Source organism: Aneurinibacillus terranovensis DSM 18919, assembly GCF_000430625.1.
Taxonomy (GTDB): Bacteria; Bacillota; Bacilli; order Aneurinibacillales; family Aneurinibacillaceae; genus Aneurinibacillus_B; species Aneurinibacillus_B terranovensis.
The window spans coordinates 1-16,546 of record NZ_AUMJ01000066.1 but is presented as its reverse complement, the minus strand read 5'-3'; the positions used below and the strand labels follow the sequence as shown (position 1 = coordinate 16,546).

At 44.7% G+C, this 16,546-nt stretch carries 16 protein-coding genes; 14 read left to right on the top strand and 2 right to left on the bottom strand.

Annotated features, from left to right (window positions below; translation table 11 throughout):
• Positions 1 to 38 precede the first annotated feature (38 nt).
• The 14 genes from H525_RS0112690 (at position 39) to H525_RS0112625 (ending at position 15,661) form a co-directional block, all read left to right on the top strand.
• On the top strand, positions 39 to 1,037 hold the full coding sequence (locus tag H525_RS0112690) for a rod shape-determining protein (protein WP_027416527.1): 999 nt from the start codon (positions 39 to 41) through the stop codon (positions 1,035 to 1,037).
• 47 nt (positions 1,038 to 1,084) lie between these two features.
• Positions 1,085 to 1,765 carry a TVP38/TMEM64 family protein gene (locus H525_RS0112685; protein WP_051331010.1) on the top strand — a complete coding sequence of 227 codons (681 nt, stop codon included), beginning with the start codon at positions 1,085 to 1,087 and terminating at the stop codon, positions 1,763 to 1,765.
• Positions 1,766 to 2,135: 370 nt separating this feature from the next.
• Positions 2,136 to 3,095 carry a L,D-transpeptidase gene (locus tag H525_RS25645; RefSeq protein WP_051331009.1) on the top strand — a complete coding sequence of 320 codons (960 nt, stop codon included), beginning with the start codon at positions 2,136 to 2,138 and terminating at the stop codon, positions 3,093 to 3,095.
• A gap of 409 nt (positions 3,096 to 3,504) precedes the next feature.
• A complete protein-coding gene (locus tag H525_RS0112675; RefSeq protein WP_035100969.1) occupies positions 3,505 to 3,882 on the top strand; it encodes a GIY-YIG nuclease family protein in 378 nt (125 codons plus the stop codon).
• A gap of 302 nt (positions 3,883 to 4,184) precedes the next feature.
• Positions 4,185 to 6,791 (top strand): bifunctional acetaldehyde-CoA/alcohol dehydrogenase, encoded by a 2,607-nt coding sequence (gene adhE / locus H525_RS0112670; protein ID WP_027416524.1) that lies wholly within the window; start codon positions 4,185 to 4,187, stop codon positions 6,789 to 6,791.
• An 86-nt stretch (positions 6,792 to 6,877) separates the two neighbouring features.
• Positions 6,878 to 9,157 carry a formate C-acetyltransferase gene (gene pflB, locus H525_RS0112665; protein ID WP_081413383.1) on the top strand — a complete coding sequence of 760 codons (2,280 nt, stop codon included), beginning with the start codon at positions 6,878 to 6,880 and terminating at the stop codon, positions 9,155 to 9,157.
• Positions 9,158 to 9,220: 63 nt separating this feature from the next.
• Positions 9,221 to 9,970, top strand: coding sequence for a pyruvate formate-lyase-activating protein (pflA, locus tag H525_RS0112660; RefSeq protein WP_027416522.1), 750 nt, complete (start codon positions 9,221 to 9,223; stop codon positions 9,968 to 9,970).
• Between the two features lie 251 nt (positions 9,971 to 10,221).
• On the top strand, positions 10,222 to 10,944 hold the full coding sequence (locus tag H525_RS0112655; RefSeq protein ID WP_035100966.1) for a GntR family transcriptional regulator: 723 nt from the start codon (positions 10,222 to 10,224) through the stop codon (positions 10,942 to 10,944).
• Positions 10,945 to 10,985: 41 nt separating this feature from the next.
• The gene (locus H525_RS0112650) at positions 10,986 to 12,188 is read left to right on the top strand and encodes an SIS domain-containing protein (RefSeq protein ID WP_027416520.1); all 1,203 of its coding nucleotides are present in this window, start codon (positions 10,986 to 10,988) and stop codon (positions 12,186 to 12,188) included.
• 21 nt (positions 12,189 to 12,209) lie between these two features.
• Positions 12,210 to 12,917 (top strand): glucosamine-6-phosphate deaminase, encoded by a 708-nt coding sequence (locus H525_RS0112645; RefSeq protein ID WP_027416519.1) that lies wholly within the window; start codon positions 12,210 to 12,212, stop codon positions 12,915 to 12,917.
• Positions 12,918 to 13,130: 213 nt separating this feature from the next.
• Complete coding sequence (gene agaB, locus H525_RS0112640) at positions 13,131 to 13,604, top strand: PTS galactosamine transporter subunit IIB (RefSeq protein WP_027416518.1); 474 nt, start codon at positions 13,131 to 13,133, stop codon at positions 13,602 to 13,604.
• A 12-nt stretch (positions 13,605 to 13,616) separates the two neighbouring features.
• Entirely contained in the window at positions 13,617 to 14,420 is an 804-nt protein-coding gene (gene agaC / locus H525_RS0112635) for a PTS galactosamine transporter subunit IIC (RefSeq protein WP_027416517.1), read from the top strand.
• Positions 14,407 to 15,231, top strand: coding sequence for a PTS galactosamine transporter subunit IID (agaD, locus tag H525_RS0112630; RefSeq protein ID WP_027416516.1), 825 nt, complete (start codon positions 14,407 to 14,409; stop codon positions 15,229 to 15,231). The genes agaC and agaD overlap by 14 nt, the downstream gene beginning before the upstream one ends.
• Before the next feature lies 1 nt (position 15,232).
• On the top strand, positions 15,233 to 15,661 hold the full coding sequence (locus tag H525_RS0112625) for a PTS sugar transporter subunit IIA (protein ID WP_027416515.1): 429 nt from the start codon (positions 15,233 to 15,235) through the stop codon (positions 15,659 to 15,661).
• Between the two features lie 240 nt (positions 15,662 to 15,901).
• Here the strand turns inward: H525_RS0112625 and H525_RS23915 are convergent, their stop codons facing one another.
• Together H525_RS23915 and H525_RS0112610 are read right to left on the bottom strand one after the other, a co-directional pair.
• On the bottom strand, positions 15,902 to 16,243 hold the full coding sequence (locus tag H525_RS23915) for a hypothetical protein (RefSeq protein ID WP_155837262.1): 342 nt from the start codon (positions 16,241 to 16,243) through the stop codon (positions 15,902 to 15,904).
• A gap of 68 nt (positions 16,244 to 16,311) precedes the next feature.
• Positions 16,312 to 16,546, bottom strand: a 235-nt coding sequence (locus H525_RS0112610) for an integrase core domain-containing protein (protein ID WP_027416513.1), incomplete at its 5' end; no start/stop codon positions are given.

The following is a 16,546-nucleotide window of genomic DNA, read 5'->3' as shown; positions in this document are numbered from 1 at the left end:
AGATGTAGTAAAAGAAGAAGTGTGAAGGAGAATTTAAAATGTTTGAAAATTATGACGTTACTATTGATTTAGGTACGTCTAACACCCTTATCTATGTAAAAAGAAAGCATATTGTCGTTCGTGAACCAACGATGGTAGCGAAAAATTTGAATACCGGAGTGATTGAGGCTTTCGGCATAAAGGCAAAAAATATGATAGGCCGAACACCTGAAGACATCGTTGTGATACGCCCGATGAACGAGGGGGTGGTGGTAGATTGTGAAACCACAACGGCCATGCTGCAGCACTTTATGGAGCTCGCTTCGAAACAAACCCGGTTGGTAACCGGTATGAAGTGGAGGAAGCCGAATGTTCTCGTATGTGTTCCAACAGGCATTACATCTGTTGAGAAACGGGCGATTTATCTGGCAGTGAAACAAGCCGGGGCGCAGGATGTGCAAACGATAGAGGAGCCGCTGGCTGCCGCGATTGGAGCAGGACTTCCCGTACAGGAGCCGGCTGGATGTATGGTGGTAGACATCGGGGGTGGAACGACACAGGCAGCGGTCCTGTCTTATGGAGGCATTGCGGTAAGTTCTTCGATTCGTACCGCAGGAGATGTGATGGATCAAGCCATTATTCAATATATAAAAAAACACTTCAACGCGCGAATCGGGGAAGGAACCGCGGAAGAAATAAAAATTGACACCGGCTATGCTTTTCTTGCTCCTCCGGATGAAAAACGGGAAGTTACCTGTGTCGATTTGGTAACGGGACTTCCTAAGACCATTAAGGTTTTTTCCGAAGAAATATCGAAAGTCCTCTCAAACTCTGTCAACTGTATCATTGACGCTGTCAAAAGCACGTTAGAGGTGACACCTCCCGAGTTAGCATCCGATATGATCGACCGGGGCATCGTACTCACAGGGGGTGGAGCTCTGCTGCGAAATATTGATACGTTGCTTAGAAACGAAACAGGCCTTCCTGTTCATGTTGCGGAAACCCCCCTGGATTGTGTTGTTGCTGGAATGGGCCGGCTCTTGGACATAGATAGATAAAGAGACTCCCTTGTTGCTGCTTGAGGGGGTTGCTTTTTTTTGCTTTAATGAGGAGAGACAAGCTGGCTCGATTTTACAGGCTATCCAATGAAATGGGTGATTTTGTGAAGAAAGGCTGGACGGTTGTCCTGTATACCGTCATCATCATACTTGTTTATTTCTATCGGCATGAACTTTTAACCTGGATGAAAGGGAGCGCTCTGACCAATATTCCCCTCATGATGGTCATCGCCACCTTTTTTGCCCTTTTTCCGATCGTCCCATACGGTATGATCATTGCCATTATGGGTTGGAAGTTTGGAGTATGGAACGGGGCTTTGATAAGCTGGGCAGGCGCTTTGACAGCCGCGTTACTGATGTTTTTGTTTGTTCGGTATATTTTCGCCGACCGCGGGCGGCAGTATCTTGCTAAATTTACATTGACCGATAACGTGACGACAATGATAGAAAAAAAGCCTTTTCTTGCTATTTTAATTGCCCGCTTGATTCCGGTGATTCCTCAGGCGGCGGTGAATGTATATATATCAATCAGCCGCATCCGTTTTATCTCGTATGCGGCGGCCTCTGCCGCAGGCAAAATACCAGGAATGATTGTTTTTGCGTTCATTGGTGCGCAGGCAACTGCCCATGTTCAATCTGTGTTTGTCATTCTCGCCGTATATGCTGTGTTCCTGAGTGTTGTTTATGGATTGTACCGGTGCCTGGTAAAAATAAAGTGGCTGGAATAAACGCATGGATTTTGTCGAATAAACAGGAAAGGTAACGATTCCAGCGATAGGATTTTCTATTAGAACTGATAAATTCCTGGTAGATTCTTTCTGTCCGTCATAAGCGGTCAATCACAGGCAAATTGAAAAAAAGTGGGCCCACAATAACGATGGGCCCACTTTTTTTAGCTTATAAGAAAGCAGGCCGGTTCTACTTTCCAGCGGCTCGAAATATGTATGAATTAATGCGAGTTGTCAGTAAATGACGAACGAAAATAATAGGGATTTCAAAAGGTCTGACGAATGAAAAAGGGAGAGGTGAAGAGAGATGACAGAGATAATCATATTCCAGGTCAAGAGTTTTATGTGGTATGTTAGCAGGTTGAGCCAAATGACGCGGATCCAAACGGGGAGAAAAGGGCTCATTGGAATGGCTATAGGCATCTTCTGTTTATGCGCAGGGGCGGGGGATGTCCAGGCGTCCACTGTGAATAACCAGCTAATTATTATTAATAAAAAATCGAACATGCTCGCTTACTATAACCTGGGAAGTTTAGTCAGGGTGTTTCCGGTAGCAACGGGAAGAGAGGTACAGATCGAAGGGGAAGATCCGTCCAAAGCTTCATATACACCGGAAGGAACATTCCAAATCGTAGTCAAAGAAAGGAACCGTCCCTATTACAAAGCTGGGATACCGGGAGGGGATCCGTCGAACCCGCTGGGTGACCGGTGGATGGGGCTGAATCCATATCATTCGCACGGAGATATTTACGGGATTCATGGCAACAGCAACGAAGATTCGATTGGCAAACATGTCACCCATGGCTGTGTACGAATGCATAACGAGGACATTCACTGGTTGTTTGACAAAATTAAAATCAATACACCGGTTGTAATTACAACAACGAACCAATCCTTTAATGAAATCGCATACCACAATGGATATCCTGTTAACGTGGAAAAAGTAAATGCGAACGTGGGTCTAACGGAGAACACGTTCCTCTATACGCAGCCGTACGCAGATTCGAAAACGGCGTGGGTGCTGGCCCCGCAAAAAGTTAAAGTGTTTGAAAAGATGGGCAATTGGTATGGCATCCACTCTGTTTACGGCGACCTCTGGTTGAATGGTGAACATACTATGGTCGGTGACCCCGAACAGAAAACAGAAGAGATTCATTTGGACAAAAACACCCAATTTTATGCCTCGCCGTTTCCCAAAACAGGCGCACTGGGAAGTCTTGCTCCCCAGACCGTCACTTCTTTTGAAGAATGTAATGGGTGGTACCATATTCAAACCTACAAAGGAACAGCGTGGATTAGAAAAGAGGAGCAGGCAAAACAAAGGGGGTAATGGTAATCGTAATAATTAGTGCAAGTTGTTAAAGGCCTTTTTTTATTATGGAAAATATATGTTAATGTATATCTTTGAAACTCTAGAAGGACTACTAAAAACCGATTTCAAATTCTTGTATTATTTGTAAAAGACGGTTCATTTTTATAAAAATTGAAGTGATACTTAAATGTCCAACAAAATTCAAAAAAAACAATTTATTTGGGAAATCGTACACTGGAAATAAAAAAAGACCGTAAAAATCAACTTACGGCTCATCTTAGATTTCGTGATAATCTTCTTCAAATGAGAATACCGACTATTAACTTGGGTTGGCAAAGTATATCGCTTGAACACTTAATCATGATCTTTAACGAATTAGGTTGCGCTGAACAGCTTAAAATGATGTTGAAAGATGCGGTGTTGGCCAATGAATGTGGAAGTCCAGGTAAATGAACAGCATACCTTGTATAGTGTGGAAATATATGTGCCGGAAGATGCCCGAATTACGGTCGGGAAATTGGGGGAATATGTATTTCCTAAAGGTTCCTATGTGTATGTAGGGAGTGCGAAAAAGAATATCCGCTCTAGAGTTGAAAGGCATATGCGAATGGATAAAAACTGCCACTGGCATTTTGATTATTTTCGTCCATGCGGGCAGATTGTCCGGGTCCTGACATATGCCGGAGAAGAAGGGGAATGCGGTCTGTTTGAGCGCCTGCGCAGCCAGGTGAACGGATCGATTCCGGTTCGCGGGTTTGGTTCCTCGGACTGCCGCTGCCCGGCCCATTTGTTTTATGTTCCATAAAGCAACCAAATCTATCAAACTTAATTGTATGTAAGGTGAAAAGGTGAACATTCTGCGAACTCATAGTTTTTATAAAAACCGATGAAAAATCGAGTGTAAGCGTTTGATACGGGAGATAAACATGAAAAATGAAGAGAATACGTACTTTGTTAAAAATTTCACAATATCGTATGATAAACGTGTAACAAAGAGTGCTAGACAAAAAGGTACCTTATGAAAAAATTTTTTTCCTCACTCTTGTGAAAAAGTTCACAATCTAATAGGTTGATAACCAACCTAAATTTCAATGGACGGTGATAAACATGGCTAATCAAACCGTTATACCACCAAAAGAGACAAAGCCGGATGTGAAGAAGACAATTGACCAGCTGGTCGCAAACGCCAACGAAGCTCTCGATCAAATGATGACCCTTGACCAGGAAGCGGTCGACCGTATTGTGAAAGCAATGGCGCTCGCAGGTCTTGACAAGCACATGGAGCTTGCGCGTCTTGCCGTTGAAGAGACTAACCGGGGCGTGTATGAAGACAAAATTACGAAGAATCTTTTTGCGACGGAATACATTTACCACAGTATTAAGTACGAGAAAACCGTAGGCGTCATTAAAGAAAATGAAGAAGAAGGGTACACGGAAATCGCTGAACCAATTGGCGTTATTGCCGGGGTTACGCCGGTTACCAATCCGACTTCAACAACGATGTTCAAATCCATTATTTCTATTAAAACGAGAAATCCTATTATCTTTGCTTTTCACCCGTCGGCACAGAAGTGCAGCGCAGAAGCGGCCCGTACTGTCCTGAATGCTGCTATCGCGGAAGGGCTGCCCAAATACGCAATCCAATGGATTGAGACACCTTCCGTAGAAGCCACACAGCTTCTGATGAATCACCCTGGAGTTTCGCTCATTCTGGCCACCGGCGGTTCTGGAATGGTACAGTCCGCTTACAGCAGCGGAAAACCCGCTCTCGGTGTAGGGCCTGGTAACGTTCCTTGCTACATTGAGAAAACCGCCAATGTGGAACGGGCTGTAACCGACTTGATTATGTCCAAATCGTTCGATAACGGGATGATTTGTGCATCCGAACAGGCGGTGATTATCGATGAAGCCATTTACGAACGAGCTACAGCCTATATGAAAGAGAACGGATGCTATTTTGTAAATGCGGAAGAAAAAGCAAAACTTGAAGCCATTGTGATTAACCCAACGACATGCGCCGTAAACGCGAGCATTGTCGGCCAATCCGCTCCGGCAATTGCAAAACTTGCGGGTTTTACGGTACCATCCGACACGAAAATTCTGGTTGCGGAACTTGAAGGGGTTGGGGAGAAATACCCGCTATCCCGTGAAAAATTAAGCCCGGTTCTCGCGTGCTTCAAAGTTAAAACTACCGATGAAGGCATCACACGGGCAGAAGAAATGGTGCGATTTGGCGGTATGGGTCACTCTTCCGTTATCCACTCATCTGATGACCAGATCATAAACGAATTTGCGAACCGTGTCAAAACAGGCCGCCTGATTGTGAACTCACCATCCACACATGGCGCCATCGGAGATATCTATAATGTGTACTTGCCATCTCTTACTCTGGGCTGCGGCTCCTACGGCAAAAATTCAACCACTTCCAATGTAACAGCCGCACATCTTATCAACATTAAGCGGATTGCTAAACGGAGGGTTAATATGCAGTGGTTCAAAGTTCCATCTCGCATTTACTTCGAGCCAGGTGCGCTTCAATACCTTGAGAAAATGCCTAATATTTCAAAAGCTCTTATTGTCACCGACCCTTCAATGGTAAAATTAGGCTACGTAGACAAAATTCTGTACCACCTGCGTAAACGTAACGAATATGTACACAGTGAAATCTTCAGCGAGGTTGAGCCGGATCCTTCGGTAGACACAGTGATGCGCGGAGTAAAACTGATGAATCAGTTTCAACCTGACGTAATCATAGCTTTAGGTGGAGGGTCCGCGATGGATGCTGCGAAAGGCATGTGGCTCTTCTACGAGTATCCGGATGTTGAATTCGACAACCTGCGCCAGAAATTTATGGATATCCGCAAGCGCGTGTTCAAATTCCCGAAACTCGGTATGAAAGCGCAAATGGTTGCCGTCCCGACAACATCGGGTACCGGTTCGGAAGTCACATCATTCGCGGTCATTACAGATAAAGTGAAAAATGTGAAATATCCGCTGGCTGACTATGAATTAACACCGGATGTCGCGATCATCGACCCGAACCTGGTCATGACGATGCCAAAAACGATCACGGCCGACACAGGTATGGACGTACTGACACACGCCATTGAAGCGTACGTATCCGTTATGGCGTCCGACTATACCGATGCGCTGGCGCTTAAAGCCATTCAGCTTGTATTTGATTATCTGCCGCGCGCATATGCCAATGGACAGGATAAGGAAGCGCGCGAAAAAATGCATAATGCTTCGGCAATGGCAGGTATGGCGTTCGCGAATGCGTTCCTTGGTATTAATCATAGTTTAGCGCATAAACTCGGAGCTGAATTCCACATCTCACACGGGCGGGCGAATGCGATCCTTCTGCCATATGTCATTCGTTACAATGCAACGAAACCAACGAAGTTTGTTTCGTTCCCGAAATACGAAACGTTTATTGCAGACGAAAAATATGCACAAATTGCACGCTTCCTGGGACTTTCAGCGTCCACCCGGGATGAAGGTGTTACCAGCTTAATCGCGGCCATCCGCGGTCTGATGAAAAAGCTGGATATGCCATTTACTCTTCGCGAATGCGGCGTTCCGGAAAAAGAATTCGAAGCACGTGTTGAGTGGCTTGCCGACCGGGCCTTCGAAGACCAGTGCACAACGGCTAACCCGCGTTTGCCGCTCGTAACTGAACTTGCCGCCTTGTATCGCCAGGCATACAAAGGATAAAGGAAAAAATGTAAAAAAAGGATAAGGTTCAACCGGATGGGAGAGGAACCTTTCTCCTGTCCGGCAATCACTTCAGGGAGGGACAAATGATGAGTACCTTAGGACTTGTAGACAAAAAAGAAACGGATACCGCATTGGCACCCGCATGGAAAGGATTTGTAGCAGGGGATTGGGTTCGCTCTGTGAACGTTCGCGATTTCATTCATCGTAACTGGACACCGTATGAAGGTAAGGAGGAATTTCTTGCCGGGCCGACTGACCGTACGAAATTGCTGCAAACAAAGGTACAGGCAATTCTTAAAGAAGAAAGAGAAAAAGGCGGCGTACTGGATATTGATACACGCCATCCGTCTACCATCGTCTCACACGGCCCGGGTTACATTGAAAAAGACATAGAAACCATTGTAGGACTGCAAACGGATGCCCCGCGCCGCCGTTCCATTATGCCGGCGGGGGGAATCCGGATGGTAGAAAATTCCTGCAATGCATACGGATATACGCTCGATCCACTCGTAAAGGAAGTCTATACGAAATACCGCAAAACTCACAACGAAGGTGTATTTGATGCGTATACACCGGAAATGAAAGCCGCAAGAAAAGCCGCCATCATTACCGGTCTGCCGGATGCCTATGGCCGCGGCCGTATTATCGGTGATTACCGACGGGTGGCTCTATACGGGGTAGATGCCCTAATTGCGGATAAGCGCCGTGATTTAGCGTTGACTGAGAAAGAAGCGATGAGTGAGGAAATCATACGCGAACGGGAAGAAACTACCGAACAAATAAAAGCCCTCAACGAATTAAAAGAAATGGCCGCATCATATGGTTTCGATATTTCTGAACCTGCGTCAAACGCACGCGAAGCGGTGCAGTGGCTGTACTTTGGCTACCTCGCCGCGATCAAAGAACAGAACGGGGCAGCGATGAGCATCGGGCGTATCAGCACTTTCCTGGACATTTACTTTGAACGCGATCTGGCGAACGGCTTACTTACCGAAAAAGAGGCACAGGAAATTATGGACCATTTCGTCATGAAGCTTCGTCTCGTTAATTTCTTGCGGACGCCTGATTATAATGAATTATTCAGCGGAGATCCAACCTGGGTAACTGAATCCATCGGCGGTATGTCGCTTGACGGCCGGCCGCTTGTTACTAAAACGTCATTCCGGATTCTGCACACCCTCTATAATCTGGGGCCGGCACCCGAGCCGAACCTGACAGTTCTCTGGTCGGAAAACCTGCCTGAAGCATTTAAAAATTACTGCGCCAAAGTTTCCATTGATACGAGTTCGATTCAATACGAGAACGATGAAATTATGCGTCCGGTCTACGGGGATGATTACGGTATTGCCTGCTGTGTATCGGCCATGCAAATTGGCAAACAGATGCAGTTCTTCGGTGCCCGTGCTAACCTTGCCAAAGCACTTCTGTACGCCATTAACAGTGGTGTCGATGAAAAATCGCACCAACAGGTCGGGCCAAGGGTGGCGCCTGTAACCGGAGAATACCTGGACTATAACGAAGTGCTGAAGCGATTTGACGAGATTATGGACTGGCTCGCAAATCTTTACATTAATACGCTGAATGTCATTCACTACATGCATGATAAATACGCCTACGAACGCCTCGAAATGGCGCTGCACGACAGAAAAATTCTGCGTACGATGGCATGCGGTATCGCCGGTCTGTCTGTTTGCGCCGATTCTCTGAGCGCCATCAAGTATGCGCGCGTAAAAGCAATCCGTGATGAACAGGGTGTGGCGGTTCGTTTTGAAACGGAGGGTGAATTCCCTAAATTCGGAAACAACGACCCTCGGGTAGATGACATAGCAACGATGCTTGTCCGGACCTTTATGGAAAAACTTCGCAAAGTAAAAACGTACCGCAATGCGCTGCCAACACAGTCGGTGCTGACGATTACATCCAATGTGGTGTACGGTAAAAAAACAGGGGATACTCCGGATGGCCGCAAAATGGGTGAGCCGTTTGCGCCAGGAGCCAATCCAATGCACCGCCGGGATCAGAAAGGCGCGATTGCTTCCTTCTCATCCATCGCCAAACTTCCGTATGAAGACAGTCTGGATGGCATCTCGTATACATTCTCTATCATACCGAAAGCTCTCGGCAAAGAGCGTGAAGCCCAGGTGCATAACCTTGTCGCGCTGCTCGATGGATACGCCATCCAAAAAGGCCACCACGTGAATGTCAACGTTTTTGACCGGGAAACGCTTATCGATGCAATGGATCATCCGGAAAAATATCCGCAGCTGACAATCCGTGTATCCGGTTACGCAGTAAACTTTATTAAACTCACACGGGAACAGCAGCTTGAGGTCATTAACCGCACGTTCCACGAAAGAATGTAACGGAAAAGAATACAGCACGAAAAAATGCGGCACGAAATGTAACATGAAAGAAAGTGATTCGATATGGTAGGACGCGTTCACTCGATTGAAACAACAGGCATGGTAGATGGTCCGGGCATTCGCTACGTTGTGTTCGTTCAGGGATGCCTCATGCGCTGCCAATTTTGCCACAATCCCGATACATGGGATCGAACAGGTGGTCAGGTGATGAACAGCGAGACATTATTTGCTGATTTGCTGAGCTATCTTCCTTATTACACCGTGTCAGGAGGCGGCCTCACCGTAAGTGGTGGGGAGCCGCTTCTCCAGGCGGACTTTGTAAAAGAGTTGTTTGAAAAATGTCGTTCGCGCGGGATTCACACTGCCCTTGATACAACCGGCATTGTCTGGAACGAAGACGTGGAGTCTCTCCTGCAGGTAACGGATTTAATTCTGCTTGATTTAAAGGAGATGAACCCGGAAAAACACCGGGATCTAACCGGTGTATATAATAGCTCGGTTCTGCAATTTGCGGAGCGTGTGGCGGAACGGAACATCCCGGTCTGGATTCGCCACGTAATGGTACCCGGGTTGACTGATCATCCCGATAGCCTGGATGAGATGGGCGCGTTTATTCAGGCCATGCCAAATGTTGAGCGAGTGGAACTCCTGCCATTTCATAAGATGGGTGAATACAAGTGGTCCCAGCTTGGCATCCCGTACAGGCTGTCCGATGTGGAACCACCCGCTGAGGAGGTGATGCGTGCAGCCTATCGAAGGCTTACCCGATATATCTCGGCCACCAAATTTCCGGAAATGGGGCAATGCGTTTGATGCAGTAGATCGTTCACTCTTCCACATTAACGAAACTTTTAGTTATACCTCTTCCACTATGACATAAACGATTGGCCGCTGTCTGATCATCCGAACAGCGGCTTTTTTTCCTGTAGCAACGTATTTTTTGAGAATCAACGGCGGTGTAAGTTTTTCTATGAAAGCGTTGACAAAAATCACGGAACATGGTTAGATATTAATATAACTGGTAATGACAACACTATCTGTTTTTCGAGAGAGGAGGGAGCTTATTGAGTGTTGATAAAAAAAGCCGTGTTCCGTTCTATGCCCAGTTAATCGATATCATCATTGATAAAATTTCGACAGGGGAATTAAAAGAATACGATAGGCTTCCATCTGAGCGTGAGTTATGTGATATGTATGGTATTAGCCGTACAACCATCCGGCAGGCGATGATTGAACTTGAAAATGAGGGATACATTTACAAGGAACACGGTAAAGGAACCTTTGTTGCCCCGCAAACCTATACGCAGAGCTTGCGGAAGGTCTATAGTTTCTCAGAAGAAATGAAAAAGCTTGGCAAGAAGCCGGTCTCCGATGTAATTTCTTTTAACATCGTACAAGCTTCTAGTAAAGTTGCACGAAGACTAGAACTTGAAGAAGAGGAGGAGGTGTATGAGATTATTCGTTTGCGATTGGCTGATGATGAACCAATCATGTACGAAACCACGTATCTCCCAGGACAGCTGTTTCCCGGTTTAACTAAAAGGGAACTGGAAACTAACACGATGTATGATTTACTCCGCAGTAAATACAAAACGTCCATTAGCCATGCACAAGAGCGTTTTAAAGCCGTTAGTGTAAGTGCAAAAGAAGCCTCTTACCTGCATGAAAAGGAAGGGGCGCCTGCAATGGAAATTGAACGCATCGCAAGTGCAGGTGACCGGCCGATAGAATACACAACTACCGTTGCAAGAGGTAACAAGTACGTCTATACGATAGAATTAAGTTAATACCCATCTTACGTAACGGACTAACAAATGAGGTGAAGAGAATGTTCTTACATGTATCGGAAGAAAAAAATAAAGAGCTTGGTGTGTACCATACGCAAAAAGAAATAGTACAGCAGCCCCGCTTATGGAAAGAAACGTACGAATATATCGTTCAGGAAAAAAAACGCATCCAGTTATTTTTTCAATCAGTTATGGAAAAACATAAAACGATTAAAGTCATTCTGACAGGTGCAGGTACATCTGCATTTGTGGGAGAGTGCCTGTCCCCCTATCTTCATAAAGTGTGCGATGCGAAAATATTCACCATTGAAAATATTCCAACCACAAGCATTGTTTCCAATCCGGAGTATTATTTAGATGCAGACACACCAACCATTATGGTATCGTTTGCGCGTTCAGGAAATAGTCCGGAAAGTGCAGCTTCCGTGGAACTCGGCGAACAATTGGTAAAGGATTTTTATCAAATTAACATTACATGCAACAAGGAAGGACAGTTAGCCAAAAAATCGGGTAATAATGCTGCCGCCTTGTTGTTACTATTGCCGGAAGACAGCAATGATCAGGGATTTGCTATGACCAGCAGTTTCACCTGTATGATGCTGTGCGCCATGCTTGTGTTTCAAATTAAAGACATTGAAAGCCTTAAAAATAACATTGATGTTATTTCGGCAATAGGTGAACGCATTCTTACCAGTGAGGCAGATAATCTTGAAGCTTTAGCGAAGCTTCCCTTTACAAACATTGTGTACCTGGGTTCAGGGCCATTGTCGGGACTTTCACATGAAGCTTCATTAAAAATGCTGGAATTAGTAGGTGGCCTTGTTTTTACTGCCTATGATTCACCGCTTGGTTTTCGCCATGGCCCCAAATCGATGATTAATGACCAAACTCTAGTCATGATCATGATAAGCAGCAATCCATATACGCAAAAATATGATCTGGATATGCTAAAAGAGTTGTACCGGGAAAAAGAAACTGTACAGTTGAAACTTGCAGCGATCTCTGGCGCGTTTGTAAATGAAGCGAAAGACAATTGCGATTACTATTTTTATAGTGAAACCGAAGAAATAGTTTCAAACGGGACATCTCTGGAAGATTCGTGGTTGGCGTTTCCTTTTATTCTTTATGCTCAAATGTTAGCTGTTTTTAAATCGCTTCATCTGGGTTTTCGGCCTGATAACCCTTGTCCTGGCGGGAGTCTGAATCGAGTTGTGCAAGGTGTCACTATTTATCCGTTTCAATAAAACACAAGAGGGTGAAAATAAATGGATATTGTTGTAACGAAATCATACGAAGAGATGAGTCAATACGCAGCAGCATTCCTTATTCGGCGCATGGCGAAAAAAGGGAGAGTTAACATTGGACTGGCCACCGGAAATACGCCGACAGGAATGTATAGTTTTCTTGTCCAACACCTTAATCTGGGGTATAACATAGACAATGTGCATTTTTACAACATTGATGAATATTGCGGAGTAAACGGCACAGAAAATGGAACCTGTACCCGTTATTTGCAGGATAATCTGTTTCAAAAAACAGAAGTCATCAAGAAGGAAAATATCCATTGGGTGCATGAGGGCAGTTATCAGACATTGGACGAAGAAGTTGGCAAACAGGGCGGCTTTGACACCGTCATTCTTGGAATTGGCGAGAACGGACACATCGCCTATAATGAACCGGGTACCCCTTTCAGTACGCTTACACATCTTGTTGATTTAACGGATGCGTCCAAAATGCAGCACAGTGAAGAGTTTGGCGGATATAATAATGTTCCGCATAAAGCGGTAACAGTCGGTGTGAAAACGATTATGAACGCAAAAAACATTTTATTACTGGCAAACGGCCCTAAAAAAGCACGTATCTTAAAAGAGGGGTTAACAGGCCCGATTACAGAAGAAATACCTGCATCCGTGCTGCAGCTTCACCCCAATTTATATGTTTTTACGGATGTGGAGGAAGTCGCAAACCTCTAATTATTTGAATAAATATTGAGAGTAAAACGCTTCGTCTACTCATTGACACCTCGTTGTAAGCGTTTTATAATTTAGGTATAACTGGTAATGACGTCATGTTATTACGGCGTGATGATAATTTGGCCAAACGCAAATCTATCACGCCCAGCCTTTTATTAAAGCGTTTACAATTAGAGACCCAAATAGAATGAAAAAATGAGGAGGCAATCAACTATGGGTACACCCAACATTTTATTAACACGTATTGACAATCGGCTTGTACACGGACAGGTAGGTGTTACTTGGACAACCACACTGGGTGCCAATCTCTTAATTGTTGTAGATGATGAAACGGCACATGAACCCCTACAGCAGCAACTAATGGAGGTAACCGCAAAATCATCAGGAGCCGGTATTCGCTTCTTTACTGTCCAGAAGACCATTGATATCATCCACAACGCCGCTGAACGTCAAAAAATCTTTATCGTTTGTAAGACACCGCAGGTTGTTCGGCAGTTAATTGATGGCGGCGTTCCCATTAAAGATTTAAACGTGGGAAATATGCATTTTTCGCAGGGGAAAAAACAGATTACGAAAAAAGTGTATGTTGATGATCAGGATATGGAAGATTTGCGTTATATCGAAGCGAAAGGCGTAAACGTATTCATTCAAGATACACCAGGGGATACAAAACATTCTATTAAATAGGAAGTGGTAGTCATGGATATTACGTTAACACAAGGGATTATACTTGCCATCGTTGCCATTATTGCCGGATTTGATTTTTGGTTGGAAGGATTGTATATTTTCCGCCCAATCATTGTATGTACGTTAACAGGTGTTGTAGTAGGCGATACAACCCTTGGTATAGTAGCGGGAGGTTTAACAGAACTTGCATTTGCCGGATTGACTCCGGCAGGGGGAACGCAACCGCCTAACCCTATTCTTGCCGGGGTGATGACAGTGGTAATCGCCCACACAACCGGGCACAATCCGGCAACTTCGATTGGGCTTGCGCTGCCATTTAGTTTTCTTATGCAATATATTATTCTTTTCTTTTACTCTATCTTTTCAGTATTCATGGTCAAATCAGACCAGTATGCGGCAGAGGCAAATACGAAGGCGTTTGCCAGGATTACCATTATACCGATGATTATCGTTGCCTTAACCTATGGCGTTGTTGTCTTCCTCTGCGGCTATATTGCCCAGGAACCAATGAAAGCATTAGTTCACGCCATGCCCGATTGGTTAAGCCATGGATTCGAAATTGCGGGCGGTATCTTACCTGCCGTCGGTTTTGGATTATTATTAAAAGTTATGCTAAAAGCCAAATTCGTTCCTTACCTGCTAATCGGTTTTCTCGCTGCGTCCTTCATTAAATTTAGTAATTTACTGCCTGTAGCTGTGATTGGGGCTGCGGCAGCCCTGTATCAATTCTATAACGATAAAGAAAAGGAAAAGTTAGCACAGCAAATTGCGGAAAGCAGTGCATACATGGGGGGTGGCTTTGATGACGGAATTTAACACACCGAAAACGACGGATTCAGAACGTGTGTTATCAAAACGGGATATTACAAAATTAGGCCTTCGTTCGGTCCTGCTACAGGCTAGTTTTAACTATGAACGCATGCAGGCAGGTGGATGGCTGTACTCAATGCTGCCGTTTTTAAAGAAAATCTATAAAAACGACAAACAAGGGCTGGCCAACGCAATGAAAGACAACATGGAGTTTATCAACACCAGCCCGCCAATTGTATCATTTTTGATGGGACTTCTCCTATCGCTGGAAGAAAGCAAAGAGGACAGAAAAACCATTCAGGGTCTAAAAGTAGCGTTATTTGGCCCGCTTGCGGGGATTGGTGACGCCATTTACTGGTTTACGATCCTGCCGATTACCGCAGGGATTACCGCTTCATTTTGTAAAGACGGAAATATCCTGGGGCCAATTATCTTCTTCCTTGTGTATCTTGCGATCTTTTTGATGCGGATTTTCTGGGCACATACCGGATATACCCTTGGTACCAAAGCTATCGTGAAAATTAAAGAAAACTCGGAGGTTATTTCGAAAGCGGCCTCTATTCTTGGTGTAACGGTTATCGGAGGACTAATTGCTACGTACGTCCATATTGATGTTGCCGCAGCTATCCAAGTAAGTTCGGGACACAGTATCTCGCTGCAAAAGGATTTCTTTGATCATATTTTCCCTAACATCTTACCTTTTGGTTATACATTCCTGATGTTCTATCTCTTAAAAAATAGAAAGGCGAGCCCTGTTCTGCTTATTCTGGCAACCTTTGTATTAGCGATTATCTTTTCTTACTTAGGGGTGTTATAGCGTGAAGAAAATCATTGTCACAGGACATGGCCATTATGCAACAGGCATGCAGGGTGCCCTGGATTTACTAGCCGGGAAAAACGAAGATGTCTATTTTGTGAATTTTACAGAGGGTGATTCGGATACTACGTTAAAAGAAAAATTAATGACTATAATAAATGCGCATGCAGAATCAGATATTCTTTTCTTTTGCGATTTAATCGGTGGAACACCCTATAAAGTAGCCGCAACTCTATCTTATGAAAACGATCGATTAGAAGTAGTGGCAGGATGCAACATTGGGTCACTTCTAGATGCTGTCTTTACAAAAGAAAATCATACCATCAGCACGTTAGCCCATCATGTAGTCTCTGTAAGTAAAGAGGCAACAGGAGTTTTTGAAAAAAGAAGCAAAACGGATAGTGAAGATTTGTTGACGGATGGGATTTAATCATGAAGGTTCCTCAATTGGGGAACCTTTTCATTCGAGGAGGAAACAGCATAAACGACTTGCTTTGGCATCAGTCTGTTGACAGCTACAGCAAATGCCCGGAACGCATAACCAGGGCTACCATCCGCGCCTGCGGCTTGAGCTAGCCAAACAATCTTATTACCGGGTAGCTTGCCGGGCAATGAGAGAAATTTCATTTTAGTTGGAATTGTTAAACAACCGTTTAATCACTCCGTTATTTTAATAGGGGCACTCCCAAACCTGGACTCCACTCCATTTTTTAGTGCTTATGTCTTCCTCATAACCAAACGTTCCGGTAAATACAGGATCACCCTTTTCATCAAACTTAAGTTTCATCATGTCTTCACTATTTCTATAAAAATCGTATTGGCTCTGTAAATCCTTATCATAAACATAAGGCTGGTACATATGCGGCATAGGATGGGCGGGCTGATATAAGTAAGGATGTACCGCATAATGGTGATGATGATAATGATAATGATAATGATAATGATAGGGATAGGGATATAACGGATGGTAATCTTGATAATGGAAGGGCGGGCGGGGTGTAATGCCCCCCATTGTCAAGACACAATTTCGAAAAAAATAAGTTATGTCCTCCTTCGATTGTAATGGGGCGCAGGCGCGATTTAAGCGACCCGCGCATGGATTTCTTCTGGCGTAGCATACCCCAACGCCTGATGTGGGCGTTCGGTGTGATAAAATCTTAGATAGGCCGTGATTGCTCTACGAAGCGCTCGTGGATTCTCGTATTCATTCAGATAGATCAACTCGTATTTGAGCGAGCGGAAGAAGCGTTCTGTACGGCTGTTGTCCCGCGCGCGGCCTTTGCCATCCATCGACACGTTCACGTGATGCTCCGAA

Excerpts from the sequence above, each read along its gene's own strand:
- H525_RS0112690 (WP_027416527.1), top strand. The coding sequence starts at position 39 with ATGTTTGAAAATTATGACGTTACTATTGATTTAGGTACGTCTAACACC.
- H525_RS0112685 (WP_051331010.1), top strand. The coding sequence starts at position 1,085 with ATGAGGAGAGACAAGCTGGCTCGATTTTACAGGCTATCCAATGAAATG.
- H525_RS25645 (WP_051331009.1), top strand. The coding sequence starts at position 2,136 with ATGACGCGGATCCAAACGGGGAGAAAAGGGCTCATTGGAATGGCTATA.
- H525_RS0112675 (WP_035100969.1), top strand. The coding sequence starts at position 3,505 with ATGAATGTGGAAGTCCAGGTAAATGAACAGCATACCTTGTATAGTGTG.
- adhE (WP_027416524.1), top strand. The coding sequence starts at position 4,185 with ATGGCTAATCAAACCGTTATACCACCAAAAGAGACAAAGCCGGATGTG.
- pflB (WP_081413383.1), top strand. The coding sequence starts at position 6,878 with ATGATGAGTACCTTAGGACTTGTAGACAAAAAAGAAACGGATACCGCA.
- pflA (WP_027416522.1), top strand. The coding sequence starts at position 9,221 with ATGGTAGGACGCGTTCACTCGATTGAAACAACAGGCATGGTAGATGGT.
- H525_RS0112650 (WP_027416520.1), top strand. The coding sequence starts at position 10,986 with ATGTTCTTACATGTATCGGAAGAAAAAAATAAAGAGCTTGGTGTGTAC.
- H525_RS0112645 (WP_027416519.1), top strand. The coding sequence starts at position 12,210 with ATGGATATTGTTGTAACGAAATCATACGAAGAGATGAGTCAATACGCA.
- agaB (WP_027416518.1), top strand. The coding sequence starts at position 13,131 with ATGGGTACACCCAACATTTTATTAACACGTATTGACAATCGGCTTGTA.
- agaC (WP_027416517.1), top strand. The coding sequence starts at position 13,617 with ATGGATATTACGTTAACACAAGGGATTATACTTGCCATCGTTGCCATT.
- agaD (WP_027416516.1), top strand. The coding sequence starts at position 14,407 with ATGACGGAATTTAACACACCGAAAACGACGGATTCAGAACGTGTGTTA.
- H525_RS23915 (WP_155837262.1), bottom strand. The coding sequence starts at position 16,243 with ATGGGGGGCATTACACCCCGCCCGCCCTTCCATTATCAAGATTACCAT.